Genomic DNA, 25,256 nt, shown 5'->3' on the forward strand with positions numbered 1-25,256 from the left:
ATCTTTTCCTCAGGCGGCCCATTTCGGATCGATCTTGGCTCCGGCATCGAGAAGCATGGTCTCGATCCAGGCGAGCGCCGGGCGCCGTTCGAAATCGGGCCAATAGCGCTGGTTAGAGTAGTCGTTCAGGCATCGCGTGCAGCTGGTGATGCAGTGCGGGTTTTGGCAGGCAAGGATGTTCCGCGCAGCCATCAGCAGATCGACCGCCTTGAAGCCCTCTTCCTGGGTGAGGCGCGTCGCATAGCCGGCACCGCCGGAGACGGAATCGTAGAGGACGACGACGGGGTAGCCAGAAAGTCGCTGCCCCAGGGCGCGCAGATCCCGCGGATCGGTTTCAAGCAGATCCGCCGCACCAAGGCGCAAGGCTTCTTGCAGGGTTCGGTTCAGTCCGATCGTGTCCTCGATCGCATTGCCATCGGGATCACGGGGAATGCCCTTGAAGAGGAACGCGCGCACATCGGTCTCGAAAACATGGGCAAGGTCGATCGGCCAGACAGATTGGGTCGGGTCGAAGTGACAGGTCTGACCGGTCCGGGGGTTTTCATGGGGCTCGAGGAAAGTCTCCTGCTGCCAGGCCCGTTCCGGGCCGGTCCCCCGGGCCGGAACGGCATGTTCGCAGCGTCGGCACCATGCGAAACCACCGCCTTGCTTGCCCCGGTTGACGGTGATGATCCGCCCGAGCTCGGGATCGGGCCGGTTCGATCCCGGAGCGTGGAAGGTGAGTATGCCGGGCAGGTCGGTTTCCTTGTAGGCCGAGAAGGGGGCTTCGGTCAGAAGCAGCGCTTCGTCGGTCACCGTGGGGCGAATGCGGCTCGCGCCGGGATCGCGACCCTGCCCGTCGACGGCAGAGGTGAGGAAGCCGTGTGGACGGATGAAGTTTCGGGTGCCGGCACTCTTGGGGAACTGGTAGCCGCACTGCTCACAGGTCGGAGAGGGCTGTTGCTGGGCCTGGGTGATCTGCGGCGACTTGCAGGCGTCGCAGACACGATACTTCGCGCGCTCGATGAAGGCATCGTCGCCGGTGAACTTGGAGCGCTTCGAAATCCCGTCGCTGGTCCAGACGCGGCCGCCGGCCACGACTTCCGATCCCGGTGCATATTCGGAGATACCGATGGCGCCGTCGCGGTCGAGTTCGAGAAGGGCACTGTCGGCGTTCTGCCCTCCCTGGTTGATCACTTCGAGCGACACCGAATGCACCGGGAAGCTGTAGGTCGGGATGACGGCGCGCCTTGAGAGCTGGTCGACCAAGAACTGCCCGACATAGAGCCGTTGTTGGGTCCTGAGGGCCATGGTCCGACGATCGATCTTCTGGAAGCCCTTGGAGTCCGTGGCTTCGAGCTGGGCGCGCTGGGTCTCGAGATCCTCGAGAGCCTCCTGCATGAGCCCCCAGCGTCCGAAGGCGGAGTCGGCGAAGGACTTGATCCGCTTGGTAAGTTCCCGCCGCAGGCCATCGGCATCGAGGGCGATGCCAGCCAGGGCCGGAGGCAGGCGCTCGCCGAGCCGTGCCGCGGCCTCCACTGCGAGATCCGCGCTGGCAAGCCAGTCGGAGAAGTCTTGCTCCCAGGCTTGGCGGACGGCGTCCGTCAATGTCTCGTCGAAGATATCCTTCAGCCGCGGGGCGCCGGGGCGATCATAGCCGGCAAGGCGGTGATCGAGGTAGCGTGCGAGCAGCATCGAGAGCTGGTGGCGCTGGAAGAAGCCGGCATTGTCCAGACTCAGATAGGGGACGATGGGCTTGGCGGCGAGGTAGTCGTTGAATTCCTCGTAAGCTGCCCGGTCGAAGCGCCCGGAGCGCGCGGTCGTAAGCACGATCGGGGCAACCTGGGCGCGGCGTCCGGCGCGCCCCGCGCGCTGTTGGTAGTTGGCGATGGAAGGGGGGACGTTCTTGCACAGGACCGCCTCCAGGTCCCCGAGATCGACACCCATCTCCATCGTGGTCGTGCAAGACAGCAGGTTGACCTCGCCGGCCTTGAAGTCTTCCTCGATGCTGGACCGAACCTCGCTTGCGATCGCCGCGGTATGCTCTCGCGCAATGCCCAACTGCGGTCGCTCATTGTAGCGCGCAACATAGTGGTTGCGCGTGGCAAGCTGGTCGCGCTCCTCGCGGGGTATCTCCTGCAAGCGGCCGACGCACCCCATCGAGGGGCAGACCCCGGCGGTATCGAACTGGGTCCGCCCGCCACAGCGGCTGCATTGGTAGAGATGAACTTCCCGTCCGGGCACGACCAGGAGATTCTGGTTGAACATCAGGCCACGGCCGACGCCGTGCTTTTCGGTCATGGTCGAGGTGGCCTCGAAGCCGCGCCAGAAGTTGACGAGAATGTCGTGGCACTGCGGGTCGTCGAACTCCTCTACGCCGCAGGCCTGCGCCATCTTGCGCAGAAGCGAGGTAAAGCGGTTCTGGTAGCCCGTGGCCGGGATGAGGGCGAGGCCGAGATCGGTATGCGGGTTCTTGTTGCGCACGATACAGCGATTGCGCTGGGAGGCGATGCGGGTCCAGATCGACTCGTCCTCGAGATCGATCATACCCGATCCTTTTTCACCGAGCGCCCGGTGCTCCCGGATCATCTTGAGCAGGTAGCGCGTGAAGGCCTCGGCGTGAGGCTTCATCGGCTCCGGCATTTTTGCCTGCACGGCACGGACCAGGCGATCGATATCCTTGTAATCGACGCCCACGAGGCCGAACCCTTCGAGGCTGAGGCGGCCCCGTCCGAACACCGACAGTTCGGCCGCGATCAGGGCCTTGAGGCGAAGCTGTCGGTTGGCTCCCGTCTCGAGGACCGGCACGACGCCGGGCTTGTAGAGGCGCAGGCCATCGGCCCTGAGCTCACGCTCGACGGCACCAACAAGGTTGTCGATGTCCATGGTGCCGCTGGTGTCGACGGCGCGCATGATGGCGGCGCGGACCGCCTGTTCGCGCGAGGTCCGCTCGAAGAACGGGGCAAAGAATGCCGCGTCCTGACGGTTGTCCGAGAAGACGAGAAGATTGCGCCCCGCCATGGGTGGGTTCTGTCCGCTCTCGTTCCGAGGCAGGGACTCGAGGAGGGTTTGGGCTGCGACGGCGGCCAGGGCCTCATCGCCGGGGCGCACCGTGGTGACCGGCTCGAGATATCGGGTCGAGAGGTGATTGCAGGCCACGCAGCGCTTGAGATACTTGCCGCCGCCATCGGGATCGTCGTGAAGATGGACATCTTCGAGTTCGACCGAACCGGCAGCTTCATCCTCCATGGGCCGCCCGGTCAGGGGGTCGAAGTAGAGAAGCTGAGGTGGGTGCCCGTCGTCATGGTCGATCTCGTGCTCGGCGGCCATTCCACCCCGAACGAGGCGAAGGAGGTGGCGCTCCGCGAAGACTTGGGTCGGTTCGAAGCCCAGAGGACCCTGCCAAGCCTCGACATAGGGCTCACCACAGTTGCGGCAGACGAAGAGCTCGAATGCCGGCCGGTCATCCGATGCTGTCTCGGACCCAATGACGACTTCCTGGACGTTTTCCTCGGTGCCGGCGCCAAGCGCGATACCCACGCGGTCGGGTGAGCGCGAGATCAGGTGATAGCGCGCCGGCAGCAGGGGGAAGACAGTGGCATCCTCGCTGACGGCAAGCACGCCGATCGCGATGAGACCTGTGAGGGCCGGGATCGCATCGGAGCCAGCATCGGGAAACACATCGCGCGCCAGGGACTCGATCGGGACCGCGTCGCCTTGGAGGCGATGCGCGATGACGCCGATCTCCTCGAACCCGCCAAGCAGCTCGATCAGCCCATCTCCAAGCGGCTTGTTGGCGGCAACTTTGAGTTCCTCGAAGCCCGATATCTCGGCCTCGAAGTTCCAATCCTCGGCCGCCATCGGGGTGCCGTTTTGCACCGCGGCCCGGGCCTGCGCAGCCAGCACGCCAGCCTCCTTCCATCTTTGCGGAGAGAGACCGCTCGGGCGCGGCGAAGCAGACAGTCTTGGATGGGCCTTCTTGCGGGATGTGATGACCGCATCGGCACCGGAGAACGGCTCACCGAACAGATGGGAGGCGAAGTCGGCGAGTTCGCCCTTCCGTCCTGGATCGAGCGAAGCCGATGTGCCGATGCAGCGGATCTTGCCATCTGGAATGCCGAGATGGGCCTTCAGGCGCCGCAGAAGAAAGGCCACCTCGATGGCCTGGGCGCCGGCATATGTATGGATCTCGTCGAGCACGATGGCCTGGAGGTCGGCATTGGCGAGGAGCGGCCGGTTGGTCGGCAGGAGCAGAATGTGCTCGAGCATGGCGTAGTTGGTGATGAGGATGTGCGGGGGAGCAGCGCGCATTTCCGAACGGGAAAGCAGCCAGTTTTCGGAGACATCCGCATCTTCGCCGAATGCTTCAACAAAACTCGGAGTGGACCGCAGCCGCGAGATTTCCTGCTCGCGCGTGGCGCGGGACTTCACCTGGCCGGTATAACGACCGAGCGTGATGCCCGGGTCGCCGAGATCGCGAAAGAGGAGGGAGGCGATCCTGTGCAGCTGGTCGTTCGCCAGCGCGTTCAGTGGGTAGACGAGGATCGCCCGCACGCCAGGCCGCTTGAGGTCTCCCTGGGCAAGGATGGAGTTGATGAGCGGATAGAGGAAGCTTTCGGTCTTGCCCGACCCGGTGCCGGTCGCCACGAGGAAGTTCTCGTCGCGCAAGAGGGCAGCTTCCTGGTGCGCGTGCAGCGGACGCCGCCAGACCGAGCTTGCGTTTTTCTCGAAGGCTTTCCAGCCGGGGTCGAGGACGCCATCGCCGCAAAGCTCGGCCATGGCGCGTCCCTTCTCGAAGTCGGGCAGCATCTCGACGTAAGGCCCCTTCACGAAGGTCAGATCGCCGATCCGATCTCGCAGCTCTTCCGCGAGACGCGGCGCGCGGATTTCATTGATCGGGGAAGAGGTCGAGACAAACCGCCCGAGGGTGGTGTTGAGATGGGCGCGGAAGCTGTTCGGATCGAGATCGGTCATGCTGTCTCCCTCTTGATGTCGGCGGCCTGGGTCCAGAGCGCGCGAAAATATGTGAAAATCTCGACCCCGGCCCGAAGCATGAGCGTGAGGCAGGCGCCAACCTCGGTCTTGGGAAGGCCGGTGCGGAAAGACAGATCGTCGAGATGGGCAGCGGCCCGTCCGAGCGCGCAGGCGCGCGCAAACCGCTCGATTGTGCAGGCGATCCGCGCCGGCCGCGCATCGGCTCCGCCGGCATCATAGTCGCGGAGGGCTTCGATGTCTTCGATCCAGGTGTCGCAAATGCAGGCGCAGGTCATCCCTTGCGGGTCGTCGGAGATCAGCAGGCCAAGCTCACTCTCCTTGAGGCGGAAGCGCAGCGCAGAAAGGGCGCTGGAAAGGGTTTGTGCCTTGAGGCCATCGGGGAGATCGTCATCGCTCCCAAGCCGGGCAAGCCATGTGCCGAGCGGGCTCTCGCCCTCTGGGTCTGGTATGTTTCGAGCCCTGCCAATATCGCGTATCCGGCCGAGCGCGGCGAGGCCGGACGCTTCCGGAAGGCCACCATAGGCATGGGGCGAGGCCTCGAAGATCCACGGCGCAGTGCCGACGAGATCGTGGCGCGGCGTTTCCCCGGACGCCAGCGTGGCCGCCAATGCCGGGCGCACGGCGCCAACGAGGCGGGGCACTCCGCTGATCTCCATGGCCTTTCGGTAGGCGTGCCCGATCGTCCGGGCGTTTTGCTCGGCAAGGGCAGCTGCAACGGGAGCGGCTGCCATCCTGGCAAGTGCCCCAAGGGCCCGCTGGTCCGGATCGAGAAGCGGGGAACCAAGGCCAAGAGCCAAGGGAATGCCGGCGCCATCCTCGATCGGGGTGAAGGCCTGCCGATCGGCGGTTCTTACCCGGAATGTGGCGCGCGCCGGCCAAGGATGAAGAGCGCGATCAACGCTCACCAAGATGCGGCCGGTCTCGATATCCTGTTCGGCCCTGACCCCCCGCAGAGGGGGTAGCGGGGCGAGATGCCTGCCGAAGGCATAATCCCCCTCCTCAATAGTCTCGCCGAGTCCTGCAATGCTGACACGGAGAGCATCGCAGCGCTCTTGCGGCAGGAAGGACAAGGATATGTTCGCGGCATCTTCGATGACCTCGATATCCTGCGGATCATCGCGCCGGATGATCCGGGCAAATATCTCCAGGCGCCCATCCTTGCGTCTCAGCGCGATCCGGTCGTCACGCCCCGAGCCACCTTCGAGAAGTTCAGCGGTGATTTCGACGCGGGAGCGAGCGAAGAAGGGGCGCCGGAGCTCCTTGCCGAGAACGAGAAGATCGGCATCCCGATCGCTGCTTTGCAAGATGAGCGTATCATGGCGTCCGGCATGGCCGAGAAAGATCCGTCCACCGCGCGGCACGACGACCTTGTCCTGGCTGGTCATGCGATGATGGTGGAGAACCTCGGCCCCAGTGCGCAGCTGAAACTGGTGTGGACCGCCGTCGATATCGAGCGCGAGGATAGGCGCTTCGACCTTGGCGGAAAGGTCGACGCAAAGACTGTCTTCCTGCGCGCGAAGCCCCTCGCTGCGAGAGGCATTGTAGTTTCCAGGGCGAGGAAGCTCGAGCAGTGGCCCTTCGGGGCGCGCAAAACCCGGCCAGAGCCAGGTGGCGACCGAAAGCTCTGCCCGCGCCTCGAAGTTGCCCGCGGCACCGGGGGCGAGAACCTCGAAGACAGCTTTGCCGGGTGCCGCGCGATGATCGAAACCAAAGGAGGAGAAGGGAATGCGCGCGGCGCCATTTTGAGGCAACTCGAGGGGGCAGTATTTCACCGCAGCTCCAAGCCGTGCCCGAACGATGCGGGTCCGGCCACCGATTTCAGAGTCGAGCTGGATGCGAAGACTCCCATCCCCGCCGATCAGCGCCCGGCTTCCCGAGCGTGCGATGGGTGTGCCATCGATCCAGATCGCGGTTTCCCGCGGCGTTGTGATGCGAAGATGTCCGCCGACGTCGAAGGACACGGACTCACCGGCCTCTATCCATGCCACGCGATAGGCCGGGTCGGCCGCGGGGAGGGCGGGTCCGAAGGAGGGGGATGAGAACTCCTGGCGTCCAAGCACCACGAGCCGGCTCGCGGCAACTTCGACTTGCCCGGAGCCAATCTCGGGTCGGGCAAGCAGTGCACCGCTGTCCGCGTCGAAGACGAGAATATGATCTTCGTCGGGACCAAGAGGGATATCGCGCGTGGTTGCTCCGCAGCTCCAGCTGAGCGTGGAGGGCCAGGGGGCGTTTAGGACATGAGCTGTGCCGCTCCGGATCTGGACCGGGAAGGGGCCGGACTTGATCTTTTGCGGGTGGGTGGAGCGCTCAGCTTCGAGCGCGAGGCGATCCCCCATCCAGATGATCTGCGGCGGGCCGGTAAGGTCGGCCTTCGAGCGCCTGAACATCCTGGCGGCGCGATCATAGGCGTCGAAGAGATCTACTTCGGTGTCGTTGAGGGGTTCTGCACCTTTGCGCCAAGCCTCGAAGCGGCGCGCGCAATGCGCCGAGCGGTCGAAATCGATGGTCGCATGCAGACGGGTGATGCCTTGGCACCGATCGATCACCGCCCGGCGCTGCCAGCTGCGCGCCGAAGGCGTATCCTCGATGGCGGGCGGGCCCAGATGCAGCGCAGTGGCCACGAAGGCCTTGGCAAGATCCCGGTGCCGGGATCGCGGCGGACCAAGCGGTGTGAAGAACAAGTCGGTCGGATCGTTGCCTGAGACCGGGAGGCCGATCCCCCGTGCAGCAATGCGATAGTCTCGCTTCAAGCTGTCGCGCTCAGCGGCACCCTCGAAGCTTTGGCGCACGAAGCGGGCGATGTGCAGGTATACATCATTCGTGGTGGCGCCATAATTTTGCGCAAGCGGCGTCAGAACGGCCCAGACGGCGAGCGTGGGGCACCGCCGGAACAGGATCGCGAGGCTCAATCGGCGCGCGATTTCTTTGGCTTGTTCGCGTTGCGCGGTCGTGATTGGCGCATCCACGATGAATGGCGTGGATCTCGCACCGGTCCAGGCAGTGCGGAACCCTTCTTCGATTTCGGCCAGCGCTTCCGGAGATACGCTTTGAGTGGCTACCATTAAAATCTCATTTTTTCTTACACAGGAAATAAATATTTCAACTTCCAAAAATTAAACATGGCCAAGGCATGAGGTTGAGATGGATCAGTCTAAGGCGCAATGCATTCTTGCCTTGGCCAGATTTTCCGATCTCCTGTCCGATATCAAGGCACAACCTTGAGCTTAGATGAGATCGACTCAAGAAAACATTTGTAGGTTTACCCGGGCGGCAAAGGTTGGCCCTCAAATCCTTATCGTGCTGCAAAGATGCCACGGGATTCCGTCGCTTATCTCTTAGCGTGTGGGTTGATCGCACCAGACATCAATGTGGTAAAAAATGCACGCCTTACGAGGGGTGGTGGAGCTTCACAGCTCGAATTTCCGTTTGTAGCCATATCCTCGGTCACCGAAGGCCGCCTGTCCGCGGCGGTCTCGTCTTGCGACGGATTGGGCAGAGGCGATGTTCTGGCCATCTTGCGGCCAGTGATGACCGCAAGACTAACTCGGGCGGCTGGCATCAGGTGATCCAGCTTTGAGGTGCCCCACTCCTCGAGGTGGGCTGCTGCCGATCTCGTGGACACGACGATAAGATCGTGACCATGGGATTGAAGACCTCAGATGAAGAGGCGAACGTTCAGCCGCGAGTTCAAGCTTGAGGCTGTGAAGCTGGTGACGGAGCGCGGTGTCGCCGTTGTCCAAGCAAGCTGGAATCTGGAGCTGTCCGAGTGAGTAGACCGGTCGAGGATGGCGGTGCAGGTAGCAGCGAATGATGAGATTGAAGACCAAGCGTGCCGCATCCGGTTTGATGGATGAGTAGCTATGCAACCAGCTTCGCCTGGAGCCGTGCGCTGGCGTATTCTCCAGCTTTTCTTGGCATAGGCTCCTGCACTTGGGCGGGCAACATCATCGCGGTCAAAGTGGGCATGGCGACATTGGCTATGTTCATCTCATCGCCAAGTGAAAAGCGGTCCGCAGTCAGGCAGCGGAACTCACCTTCGCAAGCCTCGGGGGCGAGCTACTTGGGTCAAACGAGTGAGAAACTGCGCAAGATGTTTGAGCCCCCGGCAGCTTTCTCTTCGAATGATGTGTCCCAAAGTGTGACCCAAAACATGGCCCAAAAATCTGGACCTTCTGGCTACGTCTATGAATATACTTATTTTATTGGGCCGCATGTCGCGGCTTGCAGCCAAATTGGCGGAGAGACAGGGATTCGAACCCTGGGAACCCTTGCAGGCTCAACGGTTTTCGAGACCGCCCCGTTCGACCACTCCGGCACCTCTCCGCGGTCTGTGGGGCGTTTAGCCAGTGGCGCGGGCGGGCGCAAGTCCCGGATGGCGGAAATTTCGCAAAGTTTTCGCGGTCGTCGCGTCAAGCCGTCGGGATGTGTTGGAATGAGGCGATCCCGCGTCTATCACCGGGTGATGTCATCGGGAGACCAACGCCATGCCTGACCGCGCGCGCCTTCTGGCCGTTCTTGCCACCGTGACCTCGATCGCCGCCCTGCCTGCCGCGGCCCTGCCGGCGCAGCAGCTCGACAGGCTGGCCGAGGCGCTGGCCCTCGACGAGATCACCGAAGTGATGCGCGAGGAGGGGATGGCCTATGGCACCGAACTGGGCGCGGGGCTTTTCGACGGCGACCCGGGCGGCTGGGGCGCGCAGGTCGCGCGGATCTACGATGCCGACGCGATGCGCGACGCCCTCGTGCAGGGGCTTGCCGAGGGGCTGGTGGGCCAGCCGATCGGCCCGGTGCTGGAATTCTTCGAAGAGGGGCCGGGCGCGCGGCTGTCGCGACTCGAGGCTTCGGCCCGGCGCGCCATGCTCGACCCGTCGATCGAGGCCGATGCCGAGCGGATGGCGGCGCGGGCGATGCACGACGAGACCGCGCGTTTCGCGCTCATCGACGGATTTGTCGAGACCAACGACCTGATCGAGGCCAACGTGGCCGGGGCGCTGAACTCCAGCTTCGCCTTTTCGCGCGGGCTGCTCGACGGCGGCGCCTTTGGCGGTGCGGTGGACGAGGCAGCGCTGCTCGGGGATGTCTGGGCGCAGGAGTCGCAGATCCGGCGCGACACCACCGAGTGGCTCTATGCCTTTCTCAACCTCGCCTACAGCCCGGCTCCGGTCGAGGATCTGCAGGCATATATCGCCTTTTCGCAGGAGCCGGCTGGGCGCGCGCTCAACCGGGCCCTGTTTGCCGCCTATGACGAGATGCTGATCCGCATCTCGCGCGAGCTGGGGCTGAGCGCTGCGCGGCTGATGGCGGGGCAGCGCATCTGATCAGCCGCCCCAGAGCAGCAGCGAGGTGACCAGCGCGCCCGGATTGACCTCGTAGAGTTCGAGATCGCCCGAAAGCTGCAGCCGCCGGGCCGGGCGGTCCGAGATCGGAACGCCGGCCGCATCGAAGGCCCGCTCGAGCGCCGGTCCGCCACCGGCGGTGATGTCGGAGATGACCGGCCCGAAATTGCCTTTCACGGCCAGTTCGACCGCACCTCGGCGGGCGTTGTCCTGCGCGGTGACGGGCAGGAGCGTCGAGCCCAGCCCGGGCAGCGCCCCGGGTGCACAGGCGGACAGGGCGACGGGCAGGGTGGCGAGCAGGCCGAGGATCAGGGGGCGCATGGAGCTCCTTTCGCGGGGGTTGACTTGGGACACCGCCTCGCCGATAAGCCCGCATCCCGGCAAGACCCCTTGTCACGGGATGAGCGGCTATCCGCAAGGCGGCCGCGGATTTTCAACGAATGCCCCGACCGGGGCGCGCCGTCCGACGGTGGGGCATGGCCCCGCAACGCCCCGAAAGGGGGACCCAAGCGACGCGGTATACGAAGGAACGACAGATGTTTGCGGTTCTCAAGACCGGCGGCAAGCAGTACAAAGTGGCCTCGGGCGACGTGCTCCGGGTCGAAAAGCTGGCCGCTGAGGCGGGTGACACCGTCCAGTTCAACGATATCCTGATGATCGGCGACGCCATCGGCGCGCCCCTCGTCGAAGGTGCCGGCGTGCAGGCCGAGGTGATCGACCAGATCAAGGGCGAGAAGGTCATCAACTTCGTGCGCCGCCGTCGTAAGCACTCGTCCAAGCGCACCAAGGGCCATCGTCAGCAGCTGACGCTGATCCGCGTCACCGACCTGCTGGCCGAAGGTGCCGACAAGTCCGGCGTGAAGGCCGCCGTGGGCGCCGCCTCCGCGCCGCGTTCGGCCGAGGCCGCCCCGGCTGCGAAAGCCGCTGCCCCGGCCGCTTCGGGCGACGACCTCAAGAAGCTGTCGGGCGTCGGCCCGGCGCTGGCCAAGAAGCTCAACGAGGCCGGCATCACCAGCTTTGCCCAGATCGCCGGCTGGTCGGAGGCGGACATCGCCCGCTACGACGAAGAGCTTGGCCTCAAGGGCAAGATCGAGAAAGAGGGCTGGGTCGCCCAGTCCCAGGACCTCAAGGCCTAAGGAGAGAGACACATGGCACATAAAAAAGCAGGCGGCTCCTCCCGCAACGGGCGCGACAGCGCCGGACGCCGTCTCGGCGTCAAGAAGTTCGGCGGCGAAGCCGTGATCCCGGGCAACATCATCATGCGCCAGCGCGGCACGAAGATGTGGCCGGGGGCCGGCGTCGGCATGGGCCGCGACCACACCATCTTCGCGACCGAAGAGGGCCGCGTGACCTTCCACAAGGGTCTCAAGGGCCGCACCTTCATCTCGGTGCTCCCGGTTGCCGAGGCCGCGGAGTAACCGCCGGCCCTTCAGCTGAAGACCAAAGCGCGGGGGATCGGTGACACACCGGTCCCCCGTTCGCATTAAAGACACAAGTATCGCCCATTATGGCGACCGAAGAGCCCCGGCGCAGAACCGGGGACCGAGCAGCAGGGAAGCGGAGGAGGCGGCCCATGAAGAGCAACGACATCAAGGTGAGCGAAGGCCAGCCCGTCATCACGGCGGAGCGGTTCCAGCTGCGGCCATTGCGCCGCTCCGACGAGGGGCTGATCGCGCATTACGCCGCCGATCCGCGCGTCGCGCGCGGCACCCGCTCCATCCCGCATCCGTTGCCGCCGGGCACGGTGACGCAGCTGATCGAGCGCGCGCAGCGCCCCGACCGGACCGAGGATGTCTGGGCCATCGATGGCTCCGAGAACCAGCTCGCCGAGGTGCTCGGCCTCGTCACGCTGACCCGCATGGATCGCGGCCAGTCCGAGGTGCATTACTGGGTCGCACCGGCCTTCTGGAACACCGGCTTCGCCTCCGAGGCGCTGCGCGCGCTGATCGCGGCCAACCTGCATGGCGCGGCGCAGGTCTTCGCGGAGGTGTTTCAGGACAACGCCGTTTCGGCCCGCGTTCTGACCAACTGCGGCTTCGAGTATCTCGGCGATGCCGAGGCCTATTCGGTCGCGCGCGGCGCTACCGCGCCGACCTGGACCTATGCGTTGAAGATCGAGTGATGACCGCTGAACTGAAGACCGAACGCCTGCGGCTCCGGCCGGTGCGCATGGAAGATGCCCCCGTGATCCACGCCACGCTGCAGGACATCGAGATCGCGCGCTGGCTGAGCCGCGTGCCCCATCCTTACGGCCCCGGCGATGCCGAATGGTTCGCGGGAGAGGTGGAGGCAGGCCGCATCCCGGCCTATGCCGTGCTCGACGAGGCGGGCTTTGCGGGCGTGATCGCGATCGATCCGACGCTGGGCTACTGGTTCGCGCGCGACCGCTGGGGCCGGGGCTATGCCACCGAAGCTGGCCGAGCGCTGCTGACCGCGCATTTCGCGGATCCGGCGGTGGAGCTGGTCGAGGCGGGCTATTACGACGAGAACCCGGGCTCGGGCCGGGTGCTCGAAAAGCTCGGCTTCGAACCGGTGGGCTCGCAGATGCTGCCCTCACCGGTGCTGGGCTATGACGTGCCCGGCCAGAAGGTGCGGCTCACCCGGGCGCGCTGGGAGGCGCACCACAAGGATGCCTGCGCGTCGTGAACCACCGCCCGGCGCGGGCCACGGGCCTGCCCCGGATGGCTGCCCTTGAGAAGGGCGGCCTGATCGGCTACCTCAAGCGCTTATCCGCAAGAGGCGTCGACCCATGAAATTTCTCGATCTCGCAAAGGTCACCATCCGCTCCGGTTCGGGCGGCAATGGCTGTGTCTCGTTTCGCCGCGAGAAGTTCATCGAGTATGGCGGCCCCAATGGCGGCGACGGCGGTGCGGGCGGCGATGTCATCGCCGAGGCGGTCGACGGGCTCAACACGCTGATCGATTTCCGCTACCAGCAGCATTTCTTCGCGCAGAACGGCCGGGCGGGCCAGGGCAGCCAGAAGACCGGCGCCGACGGAGATGACATCATCCTGCGCCTGCCTGTGGGCACCGAGATCCTCGACGAGGATGAGGAGACGGTGATCGCCGATCTGACCGAGGTCGGCCAGCGCGTGGTTCTGGCGCGCGGCGGCAACGGCGGTTGGGGCAACCTGCATTTCAAATCCGCGACCAACCAGTCGCCCCGCCGGGCCAACCCCGGTCAGCCGGGGGTGGAGCGGATGATCTGGCTGCGGCTCAAGCTCATCGCCGATGCGGGGCTTTTGGGCCTGCCGAACGCCGGCAAGTCGACCTTCCTCGCCGCGACCTCGAACGCGCGCCCCAAGATCGCCGATTACCCCTTCACCACGCTGGCGCCGAACCTCGGCGTCGTGGGCGTCGACAATGTCGAATTCGTGGTGGCCGACATTCCCGGTCTGATCGAGGGCGCCTCCGAGGGGCGGGGGCTTGGCGACATGTTCCTCGGCCATGTCGAGCGCTGCGCGGTGCTCTTGCACCTCGTCGATGGAACCTCCGGCGACCCGATGGCCGATTATCGCACCATCATCGGTGAACTCGATGCCTATGGCGGGGGTTTGGCTGACAAGCCGAGGATCACGGTGCTCAACAAGATCGATGCGTTGGACGATGAAGAACGGGCCTTTCTGGCCGATGAACTCGCGGCCGAAAGCGGCGGCGAGGTCATGCTGATGTCCGGCGTCACCGGCGAGGGCGTGACCGAGGTGCTGCGCGCGCTGCGTGCGCGCATCGATGCGGACCGCCTGCGCCACAAGGAAATACCGGAAGAGGAAGACAAGACATGGCAACCCTGACGGACGCCAAACGGCTGGTCGTGAAGATCGGCTCTGCCCTATTGGTGGACCGGGAAACCGGACAGCTCAAATCCGACTGGCTGCGCAGCCTGGCCGAGGACGTGGCGATGCTGCGCGACAATGGCACCGAGGTGACGCTGGTATCCTCGGGCTCGATCGCGCTTGGCCGCCGTGTGCTGCACCTGCCCGAAGGGGAGCTACCGGTCGAGCAGAGCCAGGCCGCCGCCGCCGTCGGCGCGATCCGTCTGGCGCGCGCTTACGAGGATGTCTTCACCCCGCATGGCAAGATCACGGCGCAAGTCCTTGTCACGCTTGATGATTCCACGAGCCGCCGCCGTTACCTGAACAGCCGCGCGACGCTCGATACGCTGCTGTCGCTCGGTGCGATCCCGATCGTGAACGAGAACGACACCATCGCCACGGACGAGATCCGCTATGGCGACAACGACCGGCTCGCCGCCCAGGTCGCCGTGACCGTGGGGGCCGATCAGCTGATCCTGCTCTCGGATGTCGACGGCTTCTACAACGGCAACCCGCATGTCGACCCTTCGGCCAAGCGGTTCGAGGTGGTCGAAGAGATCACGCCCGAGATCCAGGCCATGGCCGGGCTCGGCGTCTCCGGTCTCTCCAAGGGCGGCATGATCACCAAGCTCTTGGCGGCCAAGGTCGCCTCCGAGGCGGGCTGCGACATGGCGATTACATTGGGTTCGCCTCTCAACCCCTTGAAACAGCTCATGGATGGCTGCAACTCCACTTGGTTTAAGGCGCAGACCGATCCGCATTCGGCGCGTAAGAACTGGATCTCCGCGATGAAGCCCAAGGGCGAGATCCGCATCGACGAGGGCGCCGCGCGCGCTCTCGCCGAGGGCAACTCGCTGCTGCCCGCTGGTGTCGTCGGCGTTTCGGGCCGCTTTGGCCGGGGCGATCCGGTGGCGATCTCGGGGCCCGACGGCGCGCGCGTCGGCTTCGGCCTGACCCGCTACACCGCCGAGGAAACCCGCAAGCTGCGCGGCCACCAGAGCGACGAGATCGAGAAGGTGCTCGGCTACAAGGGCCGTGCCTCGCTGGTGCACCGCGACGACATGGTCGTCTGACCCCGGCCCGCACCCCGCAATCGAAACCCGCTTCCGAAAGGAGCCCCGCATGACCATGACCGATCAAACCGACATCCCCGCCCTGATGAAGGACATCGGCGAGCGCGCCCGTGCCGCCGCCGCCGAGCTGGCCTTTGCCAAGCCCGAAGCCAAGAAGGCCGCGCTCGAGGCCGCCGCCGAGACCGTTCTGGCGCGGGCCGAGGAGATCAAGGCCGCCAACGCCAAGGACCAGGAGTTCGCCACCGAAAAAGGCATCAGCCCGGCGATGATGGACCGGCTCAAGCTCGACGACGACCGCATCGACGCGATCGTCCAGGGCCTGCGCGCCATCGCCGCACAGGACGATCCCGTGGGCGCCACCCTGACCGAATGGGACATGCCCTCGGGCCTCAACATCCGCCGCGTGCGCACGCCCTTGGGCGTCGTCGGCGTGATCTACGAAAGCCGGCCCAACGTGACCGCCGACGCCGGCGCGCTGTGCCTGAAGTCGGGCAATGCCGTCATCCTGCGCGGCGGCTCGGAGGGTCTGAACTCCTCGACCATCCTGACCGAGTGCCTGAAGACCGGGCTGGAGAAGGCCGGTCTGCCGGTCGACGCGATCCAGCTGGTGCCGACCCGCGACCGCGCCGCCGTCTCGGAAATGCTGAAGGCCACCGACCATATCGACGTCATCGTGCCGCGCGGCGGCAAGGGGCTCGTGGGTCTGGTACAGCGCGAGGCCCGCGTGCCGGTCTTCGCCCATCTCGAAGGCATCGTGCACATCTATGTCGACAAGGATGCCGACCCCAGGAAGGCGATGGAGGTCGTGCTCAACGCCAAGACCCGTCGCACCGGCATCTGCGGCGCCGCCGAATGTTTGCTGGTGCATGAGGATCTGAAAGACGGCTTGGGCCGCGAGATCGTCGCGGCGCTGGTCAAAGCGGGGGTCAACGTCCACGCCGCGTCCGAATTCCAGGGCGTCGAGGGCACCACGCCCGCGACCGACGAGGATTGGGGCCGCGAATACCTCGACATGGACATCGCCGCCAAGACGGTGCGCGACGTGGATGGCGCGATCGAACATATCCGTGCCTATTCCTCGAACCACACCGACGGCATCCTGACCGAGAACAAGGCCACGGCCGAGCGCTTCTTCGAGCGGGTCGACAGCGCCATCCTCGTGCACAACGCCTCGACCCAGTTCGCAGACGGTGGCGAATTCGGCATGGGTGCCGAGATCGGCATCGCCACCGGTAAGATGCATGCCCGCGGCCCCGTGGGCGCCGAGCAGCTGACCAGCTTCAAGTATCTCGTCGTCGGCGACGGCGCGGTGCGCGGCTGATCAGAGCCGGATCGCGATCTCGTGCTCGCCCATCTCGATCGAGACCGGGCGGGCCGAGGCGCGCAGCATCTCTGCCGCCACGACGAATTGCGCGGCGGCCGGCATCAGGGCCGGGCCCGCGGTCCCGCGCAGCCGGTCCCAGGCCTCCTGCTCGATCCGCAACCTGGGCCCGTGGCCGCGCAGCTGCAGCCCGCCCGAAGCAGCGTCGATGACGATCCGCCCGCCATAAGGCAGCGCCGCTTCGAGGCAGGAGGCCAGCAGAAGCAGGAGCTTCACCCGGTCACGCGTGAGCTCTTCGGTCACCTCCCAATCAAAGCGCAACCGGCCGCCGCGCGACAGCGCGTCGAGCAGTGAGACGATCTCGCCGCGCCCGACGGGATGATTGGATGAGGCCGCGCCGAAGGCGAGGCGGAAGAAGCGGATGCGGGCCAGCGCGCTCTCGACGCTTTCGGAAATGAGCGACAGCTCCGGGCCGGGCGGCGTGCTCATCGCCAGAAGCTCAACCCCGTTGCCGATCGCGCTCAGCGGGCTGATAAGGTCGTGGCAGATGCGGGAGGCGATCAGCGCGCCGAAATCCGGATCGTCGGTCATGACAAGGTCCCAAGACAGCAGGAGGCCGCAATGGCCGATTTGAACTCCATTCTCACGCCGGGCATGATCGTGCGGCACCCCGACCACCCCGAATGGGGAGACGGCCAGATCCAGTCGAACATCGCCGGCCGCATCACGGTCAATTTCCGCGAAGAGGGCAAGGTGGTGCTCGATGGTTCGCGGGTGGCGCTCGTCCTCGTTTCCGCCAGCGATTGACTGCAACCCACGGTAGCGGGTTCCCCCGTTCTGTCAACGCAGGGCTGGCGCGGGGCGGGATCTGTTGCCAAGCGGGCGCGCCGCGCCTAGAACCCCGGGGCAACATCCGATCCGGAGACCGTCCGAATGGCGCCGATGCCGAGAGTGATCCGACGCCGATGATCGCTTCCTCTCCCGTCCTGTCCGTGCGGCTGGCGCGCGACGCCGCCGAGTGCGTCGAGGCCGAGCGGCTGCGCTACGACGTCTTCGTACGCGAGCTCGGCGGCGACGGGGAGATGGTCGATCACGCGCAAGCGCGCGAACGCGACCGCTTCGACGCGGTGACCGAGCAGCTCCTGCTGATCGACGAGGCGCGCCCGAAGGGCGCGCAGGTCGTCGGCCTCTACAGGCTGCTCGACGAGGCCGGCGCCGCCCGGATGGGGCAGTTCTATACCGAGGACGAGTTCGATCTCGCGCCGCTCAGGGCTTCGGGGCGAAGGCTTCTGGAGCTGGGGCGCTCCTGCCTGCACCGCGACTACCGCGGCGGCATGGCGATGTTCCGGCTGTGGCAGGGGCTGGCCGCGCATATCGAGGCGCGCGGCATCGAGATCCTGTTCGGCACCGCCTCCTTCCGCGGGGCCGACCCACGGGCCCATGCCGCGCCGCTCGCCCTGCTGCAGCGCGATCATCTCGCCCCCGCCGCTTTGCGCGTCGCAAGCCGGCAGGCGCATGACATCGCGCTGTCCGGGCCGCAGGAGTTCGATCGGGCGGCGGCGATGCGGGTGATCCCCCCGCTGATCAAGGCCTATCTGCGGATCGGCGGAAAGGTCGGGCAGGGCGTGTTCTCCGACGCCGCCTTCAACACCACGGATGTTTGCATGATCCTCGACATCGCCACCGCCCATGCCGGGCAGCGCGCCCGCTACGGCACGCGCGCATGAGCGACGCCTCCGCACCTCAGACCTGGCACGGCGCCACCCCGGCGGAGTGGAACGGTCCGGATGTACGCGGCTGGCTGCGCGTGGCGCGGCGCGGGGCGCCGCTGGTGGCGGTCATGCTGGGCGCGCTGTCGCTGTCGCTGGCGCTGCGGCCGCTGGAACGGCGGATCTGGGGGCTGAGCCGCCCCGTGACCTCGCGCATCACCCAAGGGACCTGCCGCGCGGCGCTGGCGATCCTCGGGCTGCGGCTGCACGTCACCGGGCAGCCGATGCAGGCGCATGGTGCGATGGTCGCAAATCATGCCTCATGGCTCGACATCTACGCGCTGAACGCCCGCGCCTCGGTCTATTTCGTCTCCAAGGCCGAGGTGGCGGGCTGGCCCGGCATCGGTTGGCTGGCGCGCGCCACCGGCACCGTCTTCATCCGCCGCGAGCGGCGCGAGGCGGCGGCGCAGGTGCGGCTCATGCGCGAACGGCTGGCGCATGGCCACAGGCTGGTGTTCTTTCCCGAGGGCACGTCGACCGACGGGCGTCGGGTGCTGCCCTTCAAGCCGACGCTCTTCGCGGCCTTCCTGACCCCCGATCAGCCGGATCTGGAGATCCAGCCGGTCAGCCTCGCCTACCACGCGCCCGAAGGCATGGAGCCGCGATTCTATGGCTGGTGGGGCGACATGGATTTTGGCCCGCACATGCTGCGCATGCTGTCGGTGCGGCGGCACGGGCATATCGAGGTGAGCTATCACCCGGCGCTCAAGGTCGCCGATCACCCCGATCGCAAGGCGCTGGCACGCAAGCTGGAGGGGCAGGTGCGCGCCGGGCTGGATCGTGCCGGCGCGCTGGACGAGGCCGCGCCTCAGCTCGCCATGGCCGAGGCGTAGCGGCGCAGAGACTCCGCGGCGTCCTCTTCGCGCCAGATCTCCTCGCCGATCCCGAAGAAATCGGCATGCGGCGCAAGGCGGCGCACGAGATCGGGGTCGAGCGCGCCCTCGGCCACCACCGGCACCTCGATCATCATCGACCACCATTCGAACAATTCGGCCTCGGCCTGCGGCGTGGTGCCGAGATCGGTGGCGCCGGCCGGGCCGAAGGAGACGTAATCCGCCCCGACCTCGCCCGCGGTCATGCCGTCATGGCGCGAGTTGCCGCAGAACGCGCCGACGATCGCATCCTCGCCCAGATCCTTGCGCGTGGCGCGCACCGAGCGCGCGCCGTCGGTCAGGTGCACGCCGTCGAGCCCGAGCCGGGTGACGAGCCGCGCATGGGTGTCGATCACCAGCGCGACGTCGCGCGCGATCGTCACCTCGCGCAGCGCATCGGCGGCGCGGCTGATGCGGTCCTCGTCGCGCGTGGCGAGGCCGAGACGCACGCAGGCGACCTCGGTCGCATCGAGGCAGGCGGCAAGCCGGTCGGGAAACTCCGACAGTTCGAATTCGGGCGGGGTGACGAGATAGATCTGCGGCGCGTCGTCTTGGTCGCTCATGAGGGCCTCCTGCACTTCGAGGCCGCCCTATATCCGGCTTCCTCGCGCTTGGCTACGTCGCAGGCGGGGATTCGGCGGGTCGCGCCATCGCCGCAGATGCGCGCCGCTTCTTGTTATCGCGGCCCCCGGGGGCTACACCGCCGCGCATCCTTCCGACCAGCCCCGGGACCCCCATGACCGAGCACACGCCGCAACCCGCCTTCGTCCTGATCCGCCCGCAGATGGGCGAGAACATCGGCGCGGCCGCGCGCGCGATGTGGAACTTCGGCCTCGACAGGATGCGCGTCGTCGCCCCGCGCGACGGCTGGCCGCAGGAGCGCGCCGTGGCGCTGGCCTCGGGCGCGGGGCGGCTCCTGGACGAGGCGGTGCTCGCGGGCGACACCGCCGAGGCGGTCTCCGACTGCACCTTCGTCTACGCCACCACGGCCCGGCCGCGCGGCCTGACCAAGGAGGTGATGACGCCCGAGGCCGCGATGCGCGACGCCGCCGAACGGATCTCCCAAGGCCAGAAGGTCGCTGTGATGTTCGGGCCCGAGCGCGCGGGCATGGAAAACGATGACATCGCCCGCGCCAATGCTATCGTCTCGGTGCCCGTGAACCCCGACTTCGCCTCGCTCAACCTCGGGCAATGCGTGCTGCTCATGGCCTATGAATGGCGCCGCGCCAGCGGCGCGGTCGAGGATCGCCGCATCGAGATGGCGGGCGCCGAATGGGCGCAGGCGCATGAGGTCGAGAAGCTGGCCGAGCATTACGAGGAGCGGCTCGACGAGGCGGGGTTCTATTTCCCCGAGCACAAGGCCGCGCATATGAAGCAGACCATGCGCAACCTGTGGAGCCGCATGCCGCTGACGCGCTCGGATGTGCAGACGCTGCACGGCGTGATGCGACAGATGGTCCGCTGGAAGGAGCGCGGCTGAGGGCATAGCCCTTCGCGCGTTCCAAGCCGTTGCAATGGCGGGTGTTGTCGCCCGCAGGCCGCGCACCTAGGCTGCGCGCCGATCAGACCGGAGGCCCGACATGGCGAAACAGGCGGAGAAGAAACCCCGCTCCATCTTCGAGGAGGTGGGGGCGACACAGAAATCCCTCGCCACCCCCGGCGGCATCGACCGGGGCCGCGCCGATGCGCGGCGCGGATTGCGGATCTGGCTCGGCATCCTCTTTGCGCTCGTCGTGGCCATCGTCGTCGTCGGCGGCATGACCCGGCTGACCGACAGCGGGCTGTCGATCACCGAGTGGAACCCGGTCTCGGGCGCGGTGCCGCCGCTTTCGGCCCAGGATTGGGAGGTCGAATTCGCCAATTACCAGGCCAGCCCGCAATACGAGCTGCTGAACAAGGGCATGACGCTGGCGGAGTTCAAGCCGATCTTCTGGTGGGAATGGGGGCATCGGCAGCTCGGGCGAACCATCGGTCTTGTCTGGGCGCTGGGCTTTGCGGGCTTTGCACTGGCGCGCCGCGTGCCACCGGGCTGGTCGAGCCGATTCCTCGGCCTCGGCGCGCTGATCGGGCTGCAGGGCGCGGTCGGCTGGTGGATGGTCCATAGCGGTCTGCAGGAGGGGATGAGCACCGTCGCCTCCTACCGCCTCGCCACCCATCTCGGCCTCGCCTTCGCGATCCTCGGGCTGATCACATGGTACATCCTGCGGCTGAAGCGCCGCGAGGTGGATCTCTTGCAGGCCCGCCGTTCGGCCGAGCGCAGGCTCTGGGGGGGCATGACCGGGCTCATGCATCTGGGCTTCTTGCAGATCATCCTCGGTGCGCTGGTCGCCGGCATCGACGCAGGCCGCGCCTTTCCGACATGGCCGCTGATGGGCGACAGCTTCTTTCCGCCCGATCCGTTCCAGCTCGAACCGCTGTGGCGCAACTTCTTCGAGGATGCGGGGCTGGTGCAGTTCATCCACCGCATGGCGGGCTACCTGCTCATGATCCTCGGCGTCGTCGTCTGGCTGCGCGGCAGCCGCTCGCCGCATCCCTCGACCCGCTTCGCGGTCAACGCCGTGCTGGCGATGCTTCTGGTGCAGATGGGCTTGGGCATCGTCACCGCGCTCTACGCCGCGCCCTGGCACGCCGCGATCACCCACCAGCTCGGCGCGGTGCTGTTGTGGGTGCTGATCCTGCGCGCCCGCTTCCTCGCCCGCTATCCTTACGTCCAATCGCTCAGAAAGATCCGCTGATGACCGCTTACGACGATCTGATGGCGCATGCGCGTGAAACCGAGGCGCTGGCGCAGGTGGCGGGCCGTCTGGGTTGGGATCAGGAGACGGTGATGCCGCGCGGCGCCGCCGCGCAGCGCGGCGAGGAGAGCGCCGCGATGGAGGGCGTGCTGCACGCGCGCCGCACCGATCCGCGCATCGGCGGCTGGCTGGAGCGGGCGGAGGCCACGGATGACATCGTCGCCGCCAATCTGCGCGAAATCCGCCGCAGCTACGCGCGCGCGAACAAGGTGCCCGCACGGCTCGCTGCCGAGATCGCGCGCGTCACCTCCGTGGCGCAGGGCACATGGGCGCAGGCGCGCGCCGACGAGGATGTCGCGGCCTTCCTGCCGACACTGGCCCGGGTGGTCGCGCTCAGGCAGGAGGAGGGGCAGGCGCTGGCCGAGGGTGGCGAGGTCTATGACGCGCTGCTCGACGATTACGAGCCAGGCGCCAGGGCCGCCGAGCTCGATGCGATGTTCGGCGCGCTGCGCCCGCGCCTCGTCACCTTGCGCGAGGCGATCCGCGAAAGACCCCAGCCTGTGGCGCTTTCGGGGACGTTCGACGAGGCCGCGCAGATGGCGCTGACCCGCGAGCTGGCTGAAATCTTCGGCTACGACATGGCGCGCGGGCGCATCGACAAGGCGGTGCATCCCTTCTGCTCGGGCTCGGGCAACGACGTGCGCGTGACCACCCGCACCGATCCCGCCGATCCGTTCAACTGCCTCTATTCGACCATCCACGAGGTCGGCCATGCGAGCTACGAGCAGAACGTCGATTCCGATTATCTGCTGACCCCGATCGGGCGCGGCGTGTCGATGGGCGTGCACGAAAGCCAAAGCCGGATCTACGAGAACCAGCTCGCCCGCAGCCCGGCCTTCGCGGGCTTCCTGCTGGGCCGGATGCGCGACAGCTTCGGCGACATCGGCATCACCGATCCCATGGAGTTCGCCCGCGCCGTCAACCGCGTCACCGACGGCTACATCCGTACCGAATCGGACGAGGTGCAATACAATCTGCACGTCCTCATGCGCTTCGATCTCGAGCGTGCGCTGATCTCGGGCGATCTCGCCGTGGAAGATCTGGAAGCGGCATGGAACGACCGCTTCGCCGCCGATTTCGGTTTCGCGGTGGACCGGCCCTCGAACGGCTGCCTGCAGGATGTGCACTGGTCGGTGGGGCTCATGGGCTACTTTCCGACCTACAGTTTGGGCAATGTCTATGCGGGCTGCCTGCACCGCGCGCTGCGCGACGCGCGGCCTGGTCTCGACGACGAGTTGGCGCGCGGCGACCTTGCTGGCGCGACCGGCTGGCTGCGCGAGCAGGTCCAGCGCCACGGCGCGCTGCGCGGCCCGCGCGAGACGGTTCAGGCCGCCTGCGGTTTCACCCCCTCCGAGGCACCGCTGCTCGATTATCTCGAAGCCAAGTTCGGCGCGCTCTACGATCTCTGATCGCCCGACTGCGCAAGAAAAAGCCCCGCGCCATTCCGGTCGCGGGGCTTCTTGGTCTTGTGGGGGCCTCAGCCCCGGCGGCGTCCGCGCCGCGCGGCGCGCGTGGGCCCCGCGCCATCGGTGCCGTCCGAGGCCGAGGAAAACCCGCCCAGCGCCTCGACGATCCGCTCCAGCGTCGGACGCTCGCCCGGAGCCCGCGTCTCCAACGCCTCGCGCATGGCGCGCAGATGCTCGGGCATGGTGCCGCAGCAGCCGCCGATGATCGTTGCCCCCGCATCGCGGGCAAGACAGGCGTAATCGGCCATCAGCGCAGGCGTGCCGTCGTAATGAATATGCCCGTCATGGTATTTCGGGATGCCGGCATTGCCCTTGGCGATGACCGGTGCCTCGGTGCCCGCGGCAGTAAAGCCCAGCACGGTGCGCAGCAGGTCCGAGGCCCCGGTGCCGCAGTTGGCACCGAAGGCGAGCGGCGCGTGATCGAGCTTGCCGACCATCTTGACCATGTCGGCCGAGGTGAGCCCCATCATGGTGCGGCCTGCCGTGTCGAAGCTCATCGTACCGCACCACGGCATCCCCGCCTTGCCAAAGGCCTCGGCGGCGGCGCGGAATTCCTCACCCGCCGAAATCGTCTCGACCCAGAGCACGTCGGCGCCGCCCGCCTTCAGCCCCTCGGCCTGCTCGTGGAACATCTCGACCGCGATTTCATGCGTGAGCTCCCCCATCGGCGCCATGATGTCGCCCGTCGGCCCGACCGACCCCGCGACGATCACCGGGCGATCCGCCTTGTCGGCGATCTCGCGGCCCAGCTCGGCGGCGGCCTTGTTGAGCTCGAACACCCGGTCCTGCGCCTGGTGCAGCTTGAGCCGCGAGGCGTTGCCGCCGAAGCTGTTGGTCAAAAACAGGTCCGAGCCCGCATCGACGGCACCCGCGTAGAGCGCGCGGATCTTGTCTTGCTCGGTGACGTTCCAAAGCTCGGGCGCGTCGCCGGAGCTCAGCCCCATGTTGAACAGGTTGGTCCCCGTCGCGCCGTCGGCCAGCAGCCAGTCACGGGTTTCGAGAAGTCGGGAGAGTGCGTCTGTCATTGGCGGGGCCTGTCTGCTCGGTGAGGCGCGGCGCGGCGCCGCGAAGGACCGGAAGCCGGATCGGCCGCCGGACGGTAGCGCCGCCCTTCTGCACCGCTAGAGCCCCGAGTTCAATGTCGGGGATGGGCGGCTCCGCGCCGAGCGGCGCGGGATCATGCACGGCGCGCGCGATCTCGATCGCGGCGCGCGCAAGGCCCGCGCGGCCGGGCGCTGCGGCGTAGAGCGGCCGCCAGCCCGGCCCGAAGCCGCGCTTGAACTGCTCGAGCCCGGCGCAGCCGGGGCGCGCCGCGATCCGGGCGCGCAGGGGGGCGGGCATCCATGCGGGAAGTTTCGGCAAAGCCGCGAGTGAGACGAGCGGCACCTGCGCCGCGCGCGCCGTTTCGATCGCCGAAAGGACGAGCGCCATCATCGTGCCGTCCGGGGCGGCGACGGTCTGGCGCATGAGATCGAGGGTCCAGTCGCCCCGGCCCTGGTGAAAGCTCGCGAAGGCCACCAACTCGCCCTCGCGCCGCGCCAGCACCACGTGCTGGTGCATCAGCAGCTCGGGGCAGAAGCGGCCCATGGAGAAGCCGCGCTCGCCGCCCGAGCGGGCAGCCCAGTCGGCGTGGATGCGCGCCATCTCATCGAGCGGCAGGATCTGCGGCGCGGTCTCGATCGTCACCCCGGCCTTGCTCGCTGCCTTCAGCTTGCGGCGCAGGCTGCGGCAGGCCGGGCGATCGAGGCTCCAGCGCGCGGTGTCGATCACCGCCTCGGTGGCGATGCGCTCGACCGCCCAGCCCGCGGCGCGGGCGCGCAGGGCTTCGCGCGGGCCGCA

21 protein-coding genes, 1 tRNA gene and 1 pseudogene are annotated in these 25,256 nt (G+C 66.9%); 15 read left to right on the top strand and 8 right to left on the bottom strand.

Annotation, left to right across the window (positions count from 1 at the left end; translation table 11 throughout):
- Nucleotides 1-9: 9 nt before the first annotated feature.
- A complete protein-coding gene (locus NHG85_RS12800) occupies nt 10-4,953 on the bottom strand; it encodes a DEAD/DEAH box helicase (RefSeq protein ID WP_253332952.1) in 4,944 nt (1,647 codons plus the stop codon).
- Nucleotides 4,950-8,084, bottom strand: a complete 3,135-nt coding sequence (locus NHG85_RS12805; protein WP_253332954.1) for a hypothetical protein — start codon at nt 8,082-8,084, stop codon at nt 4,950-4,952. The genes NHG85_RS12800 and NHG85_RS12805 overlap by 4 nt, the downstream gene beginning before the upstream one ends.
- A 549-nt stretch (nt 8,085-8,633) precedes the next feature.
- On the opposite strand from NHG85_RS12805, the pseudogene NHG85_RS12810 reads away from it, so the two are divergent.
- Nucleotides 8,634-8,741 (top strand): annotated as a pseudogene (locus tag NHG85_RS12810) (transposase); the annotation flags it as partial.
- Nucleotides 8,742-9,207: 466 nt separating this feature from the next.
- On the opposite strand, the gene NHG85_RS12815 reads toward NHG85_RS12810, so the two are convergent.
- Nucleotides 9,208-9,297, bottom strand: a tRNA-Ser gene (locus NHG85_RS12815).
- A 161-nt stretch (nt 9,298-9,458) separates the two neighbouring features.
- Here NHG85_RS12815 and NHG85_RS12820 point away from each other — a divergent pair.
- Complete coding sequence (locus tag NHG85_RS12820) at nt 9,459-10,292, top strand: hypothetical protein (RefSeq protein ID WP_253332956.1); 834 nt, start codon at nt 9,459-9,461, stop codon at nt 10,290-10,292.
- On the opposite strand, the gene NHG85_RS12825 is transcribed toward NHG85_RS12820, so the two are convergent.
- Nucleotides 10,293-10,631, bottom strand: a complete 339-nt coding sequence (locus NHG85_RS12825) for a hypothetical protein (protein WP_253332958.1) — start codon at nt 10,629-10,631, stop codon at nt 10,293-10,295.
- Nucleotides 10,632-10,846: 215 nt separating this feature from the next.
- Here NHG85_RS12825 and NHG85_RS12830 point away from each other — a divergent pair, with 215 nt between their 5' ends.
- The 7 genes from NHG85_RS12830 to NHG85_RS12860 all read left to right on the top strand — a co-directional run bounded on the left by NHG85_RS12830 (nt 10,847) and on the right by NHG85_RS12860 (nt 16,515).
- Complete coding sequence (locus NHG85_RS12830; RefSeq protein WP_253332960.1) at nt 10,847-11,446, top strand: 50S ribosomal protein L21; 600 nt, start codon at nt 10,847-10,849, stop codon at nt 11,444-11,446.
- Between the two features lie 12 nt (nt 11,447-11,458).
- A complete protein-coding gene (rpmA, locus tag NHG85_RS12835) occupies nt 11,459-11,728 on the top strand; it encodes a 50S ribosomal protein L27 (protein WP_017928738.1) in 270 nt (89 codons plus the stop codon).
- A 155-nt stretch (nt 11,729-11,883) separates the two neighbouring features.
- Nucleotides 11,884-12,432 carry a GNAT family N-acetyltransferase gene (locus NHG85_RS12840; RefSeq protein WP_253332961.1) on the top strand — a complete coding sequence of 183 codons (549 nt, stop codon included), beginning with the start codon at nt 11,884-11,886 and terminating at the stop codon, nt 12,430-12,432.
- Nucleotides 12,432-12,956, top strand: a complete 525-nt coding sequence (locus tag NHG85_RS12845) for a GNAT family N-acetyltransferase (RefSeq protein ID WP_253332962.1) — start codon at nt 12,432-12,434, stop codon at nt 12,954-12,956. Before NHG85_RS12840 ends, NHG85_RS12845 begins: the two co-directional genes overlap by 1 nt.
- 103 nt (nt 12,957-13,059) lie before the next feature.
- Entirely contained in the window at nt 13,060-14,100 is a 1,041-nt protein-coding gene (obgE, locus tag NHG85_RS12850) for a GTPase ObgE (protein ID WP_253332964.1), read from the top strand.
- Nucleotides 14,088-15,194, top strand: a complete 1,107-nt coding sequence (gene proB, locus NHG85_RS12855; RefSeq protein ID WP_253332966.1) for a glutamate 5-kinase — start codon at nt 14,088-14,090, stop codon at nt 15,192-15,194. The genes obgE and proB overlap by 13 nt, the downstream gene beginning before the upstream one ends.
- Nucleotides 15,195-15,249: 55 nt before the next feature.
- A complete protein-coding gene (locus NHG85_RS12860; protein WP_253332989.1) occupies nt 15,250-16,515 on the top strand; it encodes a glutamate-5-semialdehyde dehydrogenase in 1,266 nt (421 codons plus the stop codon).
- Here the strand turns inward: NHG85_RS12860 and NHG85_RS12865 are convergent, their stop codons facing one another.
- Entirely contained in the window at nt 16,516-17,106 is a 591-nt protein-coding gene (locus NHG85_RS12865) for a histidine phosphotransferase family protein (protein WP_253332968.1), read from the bottom strand.
- A gap of 30 nt (nt 17,107-17,136) precedes the next feature.
- On the opposite strand from NHG85_RS12865, the gene NHG85_RS12870 reads away from it, so the two are divergent.
- The 3 genes from NHG85_RS12870 to olsA all read left to right on the top strand — a co-directional run bounded on the left by NHG85_RS12870 (nt 17,137) and on the right by olsA (nt 19,117).
- Entirely contained in the window at nt 17,137-17,322 is a 186-nt protein-coding gene (locus NHG85_RS12870; RefSeq protein WP_253332970.1) for a DUF3553 domain-containing protein, read from the top strand.
- 158 nt (nt 17,323-17,480) lie between these two features.
- Nucleotides 17,481-18,242, top strand: a complete 762-nt coding sequence (locus NHG85_RS12875) for a GNAT family N-acetyltransferase (RefSeq protein ID WP_253332972.1) — start codon at nt 17,481-17,483, stop codon at nt 18,240-18,242.
- Nucleotides 18,239-19,117: a lyso-ornithine lipid O-acyltransferase gene (gene olsA, locus NHG85_RS12880; protein WP_253332974.1), complete on the top strand. Its 879-nt coding sequence runs from the start codon at nt 18,239-18,241 to the stop codon at nt 19,115-19,117. The genes NHG85_RS12875 and olsA overlap by 4 nt, the downstream gene beginning before the upstream one ends.
- On the opposite strand, the gene NHG85_RS12885 is transcribed toward olsA, so the two are convergent.
- On the bottom strand, nt 19,093-19,719 hold the full coding sequence (locus NHG85_RS12885; protein WP_253332976.1) for a thiamine phosphate synthase: 627 nt from the start codon (nt 19,717-19,719) through the stop codon (nt 19,093-19,095). The two genes, olsA and NHG85_RS12885, sit on opposite strands and share 25 nt — an antisense overlap.
- A gap of 173 nt (nt 19,720-19,892) precedes the next feature.
- Here NHG85_RS12885 and NHG85_RS12890 point away from each other — a divergent pair, with 173 nt between their 5' ends.
- From NHG85_RS12890 to NHG85_RS12900, 3 genes are all read left to right on the top strand, one after another.
- Nucleotides 19,893-20,636 carry an RNA methyltransferase gene (locus NHG85_RS12890; RefSeq protein ID WP_253332978.1) on the top strand — a complete coding sequence of 248 codons (744 nt, stop codon included), beginning with the start codon at nt 19,893-19,895 and terminating at the stop codon, nt 20,634-20,636.
- A 100-nt stretch (nt 20,637-20,736) separates the two neighbouring features.
- A complete protein-coding gene (gene ctaA, locus NHG85_RS12895) occupies nt 20,737-21,891 on the top strand; it encodes a heme A synthase (RefSeq protein WP_253332980.1) in 1,155 nt (384 codons plus the stop codon).
- The gene (locus NHG85_RS12900; RefSeq protein WP_253332982.1) at nt 21,891-23,360 is read left to right on the top strand and encodes a carboxypeptidase M32; all 1,470 of its coding nucleotides are present in this window, start codon (nt 21,891-21,893) and stop codon (nt 23,358-23,360) included. Before ctaA ends, NHG85_RS12900 begins: the two co-directional genes overlap by 1 nt.
- 68 nt (nt 23,361-23,428) lie before the next feature.
- Here NHG85_RS12900 and bmt read toward each other — a convergent pair whose 3' ends face one another.
- Together bmt and NHG85_RS12910 are read right to left on the bottom strand one after the other, a co-directional pair.
- Nucleotides 23,429-24,442 (bottom strand): betaine--homocysteine S-methyltransferase, encoded by a 1,014-nt coding sequence (gene bmt / locus NHG85_RS12905; protein ID WP_253332985.1) that lies wholly within the window; start codon nt 24,440-24,442, stop codon nt 23,429-23,431.
- A partial coding sequence (locus NHG85_RS12910; RefSeq protein ID WP_253332988.1) for a DUF2156 domain-containing protein occupies nt 24,405-25,256 on the bottom strand: 852 nt, incomplete at its 5' end. The genes NHG85_RS12910 and bmt, both read right to left, overlap by 38 nt.

Origin of the sequence: Limimaricola litoreus (assembly GCF_024159025.1) — a bacterium.
In the GTDB taxonomy this organism is placed as follows: Bacteria; Pseudomonadota; Alphaproteobacteria; order Rhodobacterales; family Rhodobacteraceae; genus Limimaricola; species Limimaricola litoreus.

What these genes read in the sequence shown, in the direction of transcription:
- ctaA (WP_253332980.1), top strand. Translation starts at nt 20,737, where the DNA reads ATGGCGAAACAGGCGGAGAAGAAACCCCGCTCCATCTTCGAGGAGGTG.
- rpmA (WP_017928738.1), top strand. Translation starts at nt 11,459, where the DNA reads ATGGCACATAAAAAAGCAGGCGGCTCCTCCCGCAACGGGCGCGACAGC.
- proB (WP_253332966.1), top strand. Translation starts at nt 14,088, where the DNA reads ATGGCAACCCTGACGGACGCCAAACGGCTGGTCGTGAAGATCGGCTCT.
- NHG85_RS12840 (WP_253332961.1), top strand. Translation starts at nt 11,884, where the DNA reads ATGAAGAGCAACGACATCAAGGTGAGCGAAGGCCAGCCCGTCATCACG.
- NHG85_RS12825 (WP_253332958.1), bottom strand. Translation starts at nt 10,631, where the DNA reads ATGCGCCCCCTGATCCTCGGCCTGCTCGCCACCCTGCCCGTCGCCCTG.
- NHG85_RS12900 (WP_253332982.1), top strand. Translation starts at nt 21,891, where the DNA reads ATGACCGCTTACGACGATCTGATGGCGCATGCGCGTGAAACCGAGGCG.
- NHG85_RS12800 (WP_253332952.1), bottom strand. Translation starts at nt 4,953, where the DNA reads ATGACCGATCTCGATCCGAACAGCTTCCGCGCCCATCTCAACACCACC.
- NHG85_RS12870 (WP_253332970.1), top strand. Translation starts at nt 17,137, where the DNA reads ATGGCCGATTTGAACTCCATTCTCACGCCGGGCATGATCGTGCGGCAC.
- NHG85_RS12845 (WP_253332962.1), top strand. Translation starts at nt 12,432, where the DNA reads ATGACCGCTGAACTGAAGACCGAACGCCTGCGGCTCCGGCCGGTGCGC.
- NHG85_RS12890 (WP_253332978.1), top strand. Translation starts at nt 19,893, where the DNA reads ATGACCGAGCACACGCCGCAACCCGCCTTCGTCCTGATCCGCCCGCAG.
- NHG85_RS12820 (WP_253332956.1), top strand. Translation starts at nt 9,459, where the DNA reads ATGCCTGACCGCGCGCGCCTTCTGGCCGTTCTTGCCACCGTGACCTCG.
- obgE (WP_253332964.1), top strand. Translation starts at nt 13,060, where the DNA reads ATGAAATTTCTCGATCTCGCAAAGGTCACCATCCGCTCCGGTTCGGGC.
- bmt (WP_253332985.1), bottom strand. Translation starts at nt 24,442, where the DNA reads ATGACAGACGCACTCTCCCGACTTCTCGAAACCCGTGACTGGCTGCTG.
- olsA (WP_253332974.1), top strand. Translation starts at nt 18,239, where the DNA reads ATGAGCGACGCCTCCGCACCTCAGACCTGGCACGGCGCCACCCCGGCG.
- NHG85_RS12860 (WP_253332989.1), top strand. Translation starts at nt 15,250, where the DNA reads ATGACCGATCAAACCGACATCCCCGCCCTGATGAAGGACATCGGCGAG.
- NHG85_RS12885 (WP_253332976.1), bottom strand. Translation starts at nt 19,719, where the DNA reads ATGAGCGACCAAGACGACGCGCCGCAGATCTATCTCGTCACCCCGCCC.
- NHG85_RS12830 (WP_253332960.1), top strand. Translation starts at nt 10,847, where the DNA reads ATGTTTGCGGTTCTCAAGACCGGCGGCAAGCAGTACAAAGTGGCCTCG.
- NHG85_RS12875 (WP_253332972.1), top strand. Translation starts at nt 17,481, where the DNA reads ATGATCGCTTCCTCTCCCGTCCTGTCCGTGCGGCTGGCGCGCGACGCC.
- NHG85_RS12865 (WP_253332968.1), bottom strand. Translation starts at nt 17,106, where the DNA reads ATGACCGACGATCCGGATTTCGGCGCGCTGATCGCCTCCCGCATCTGC.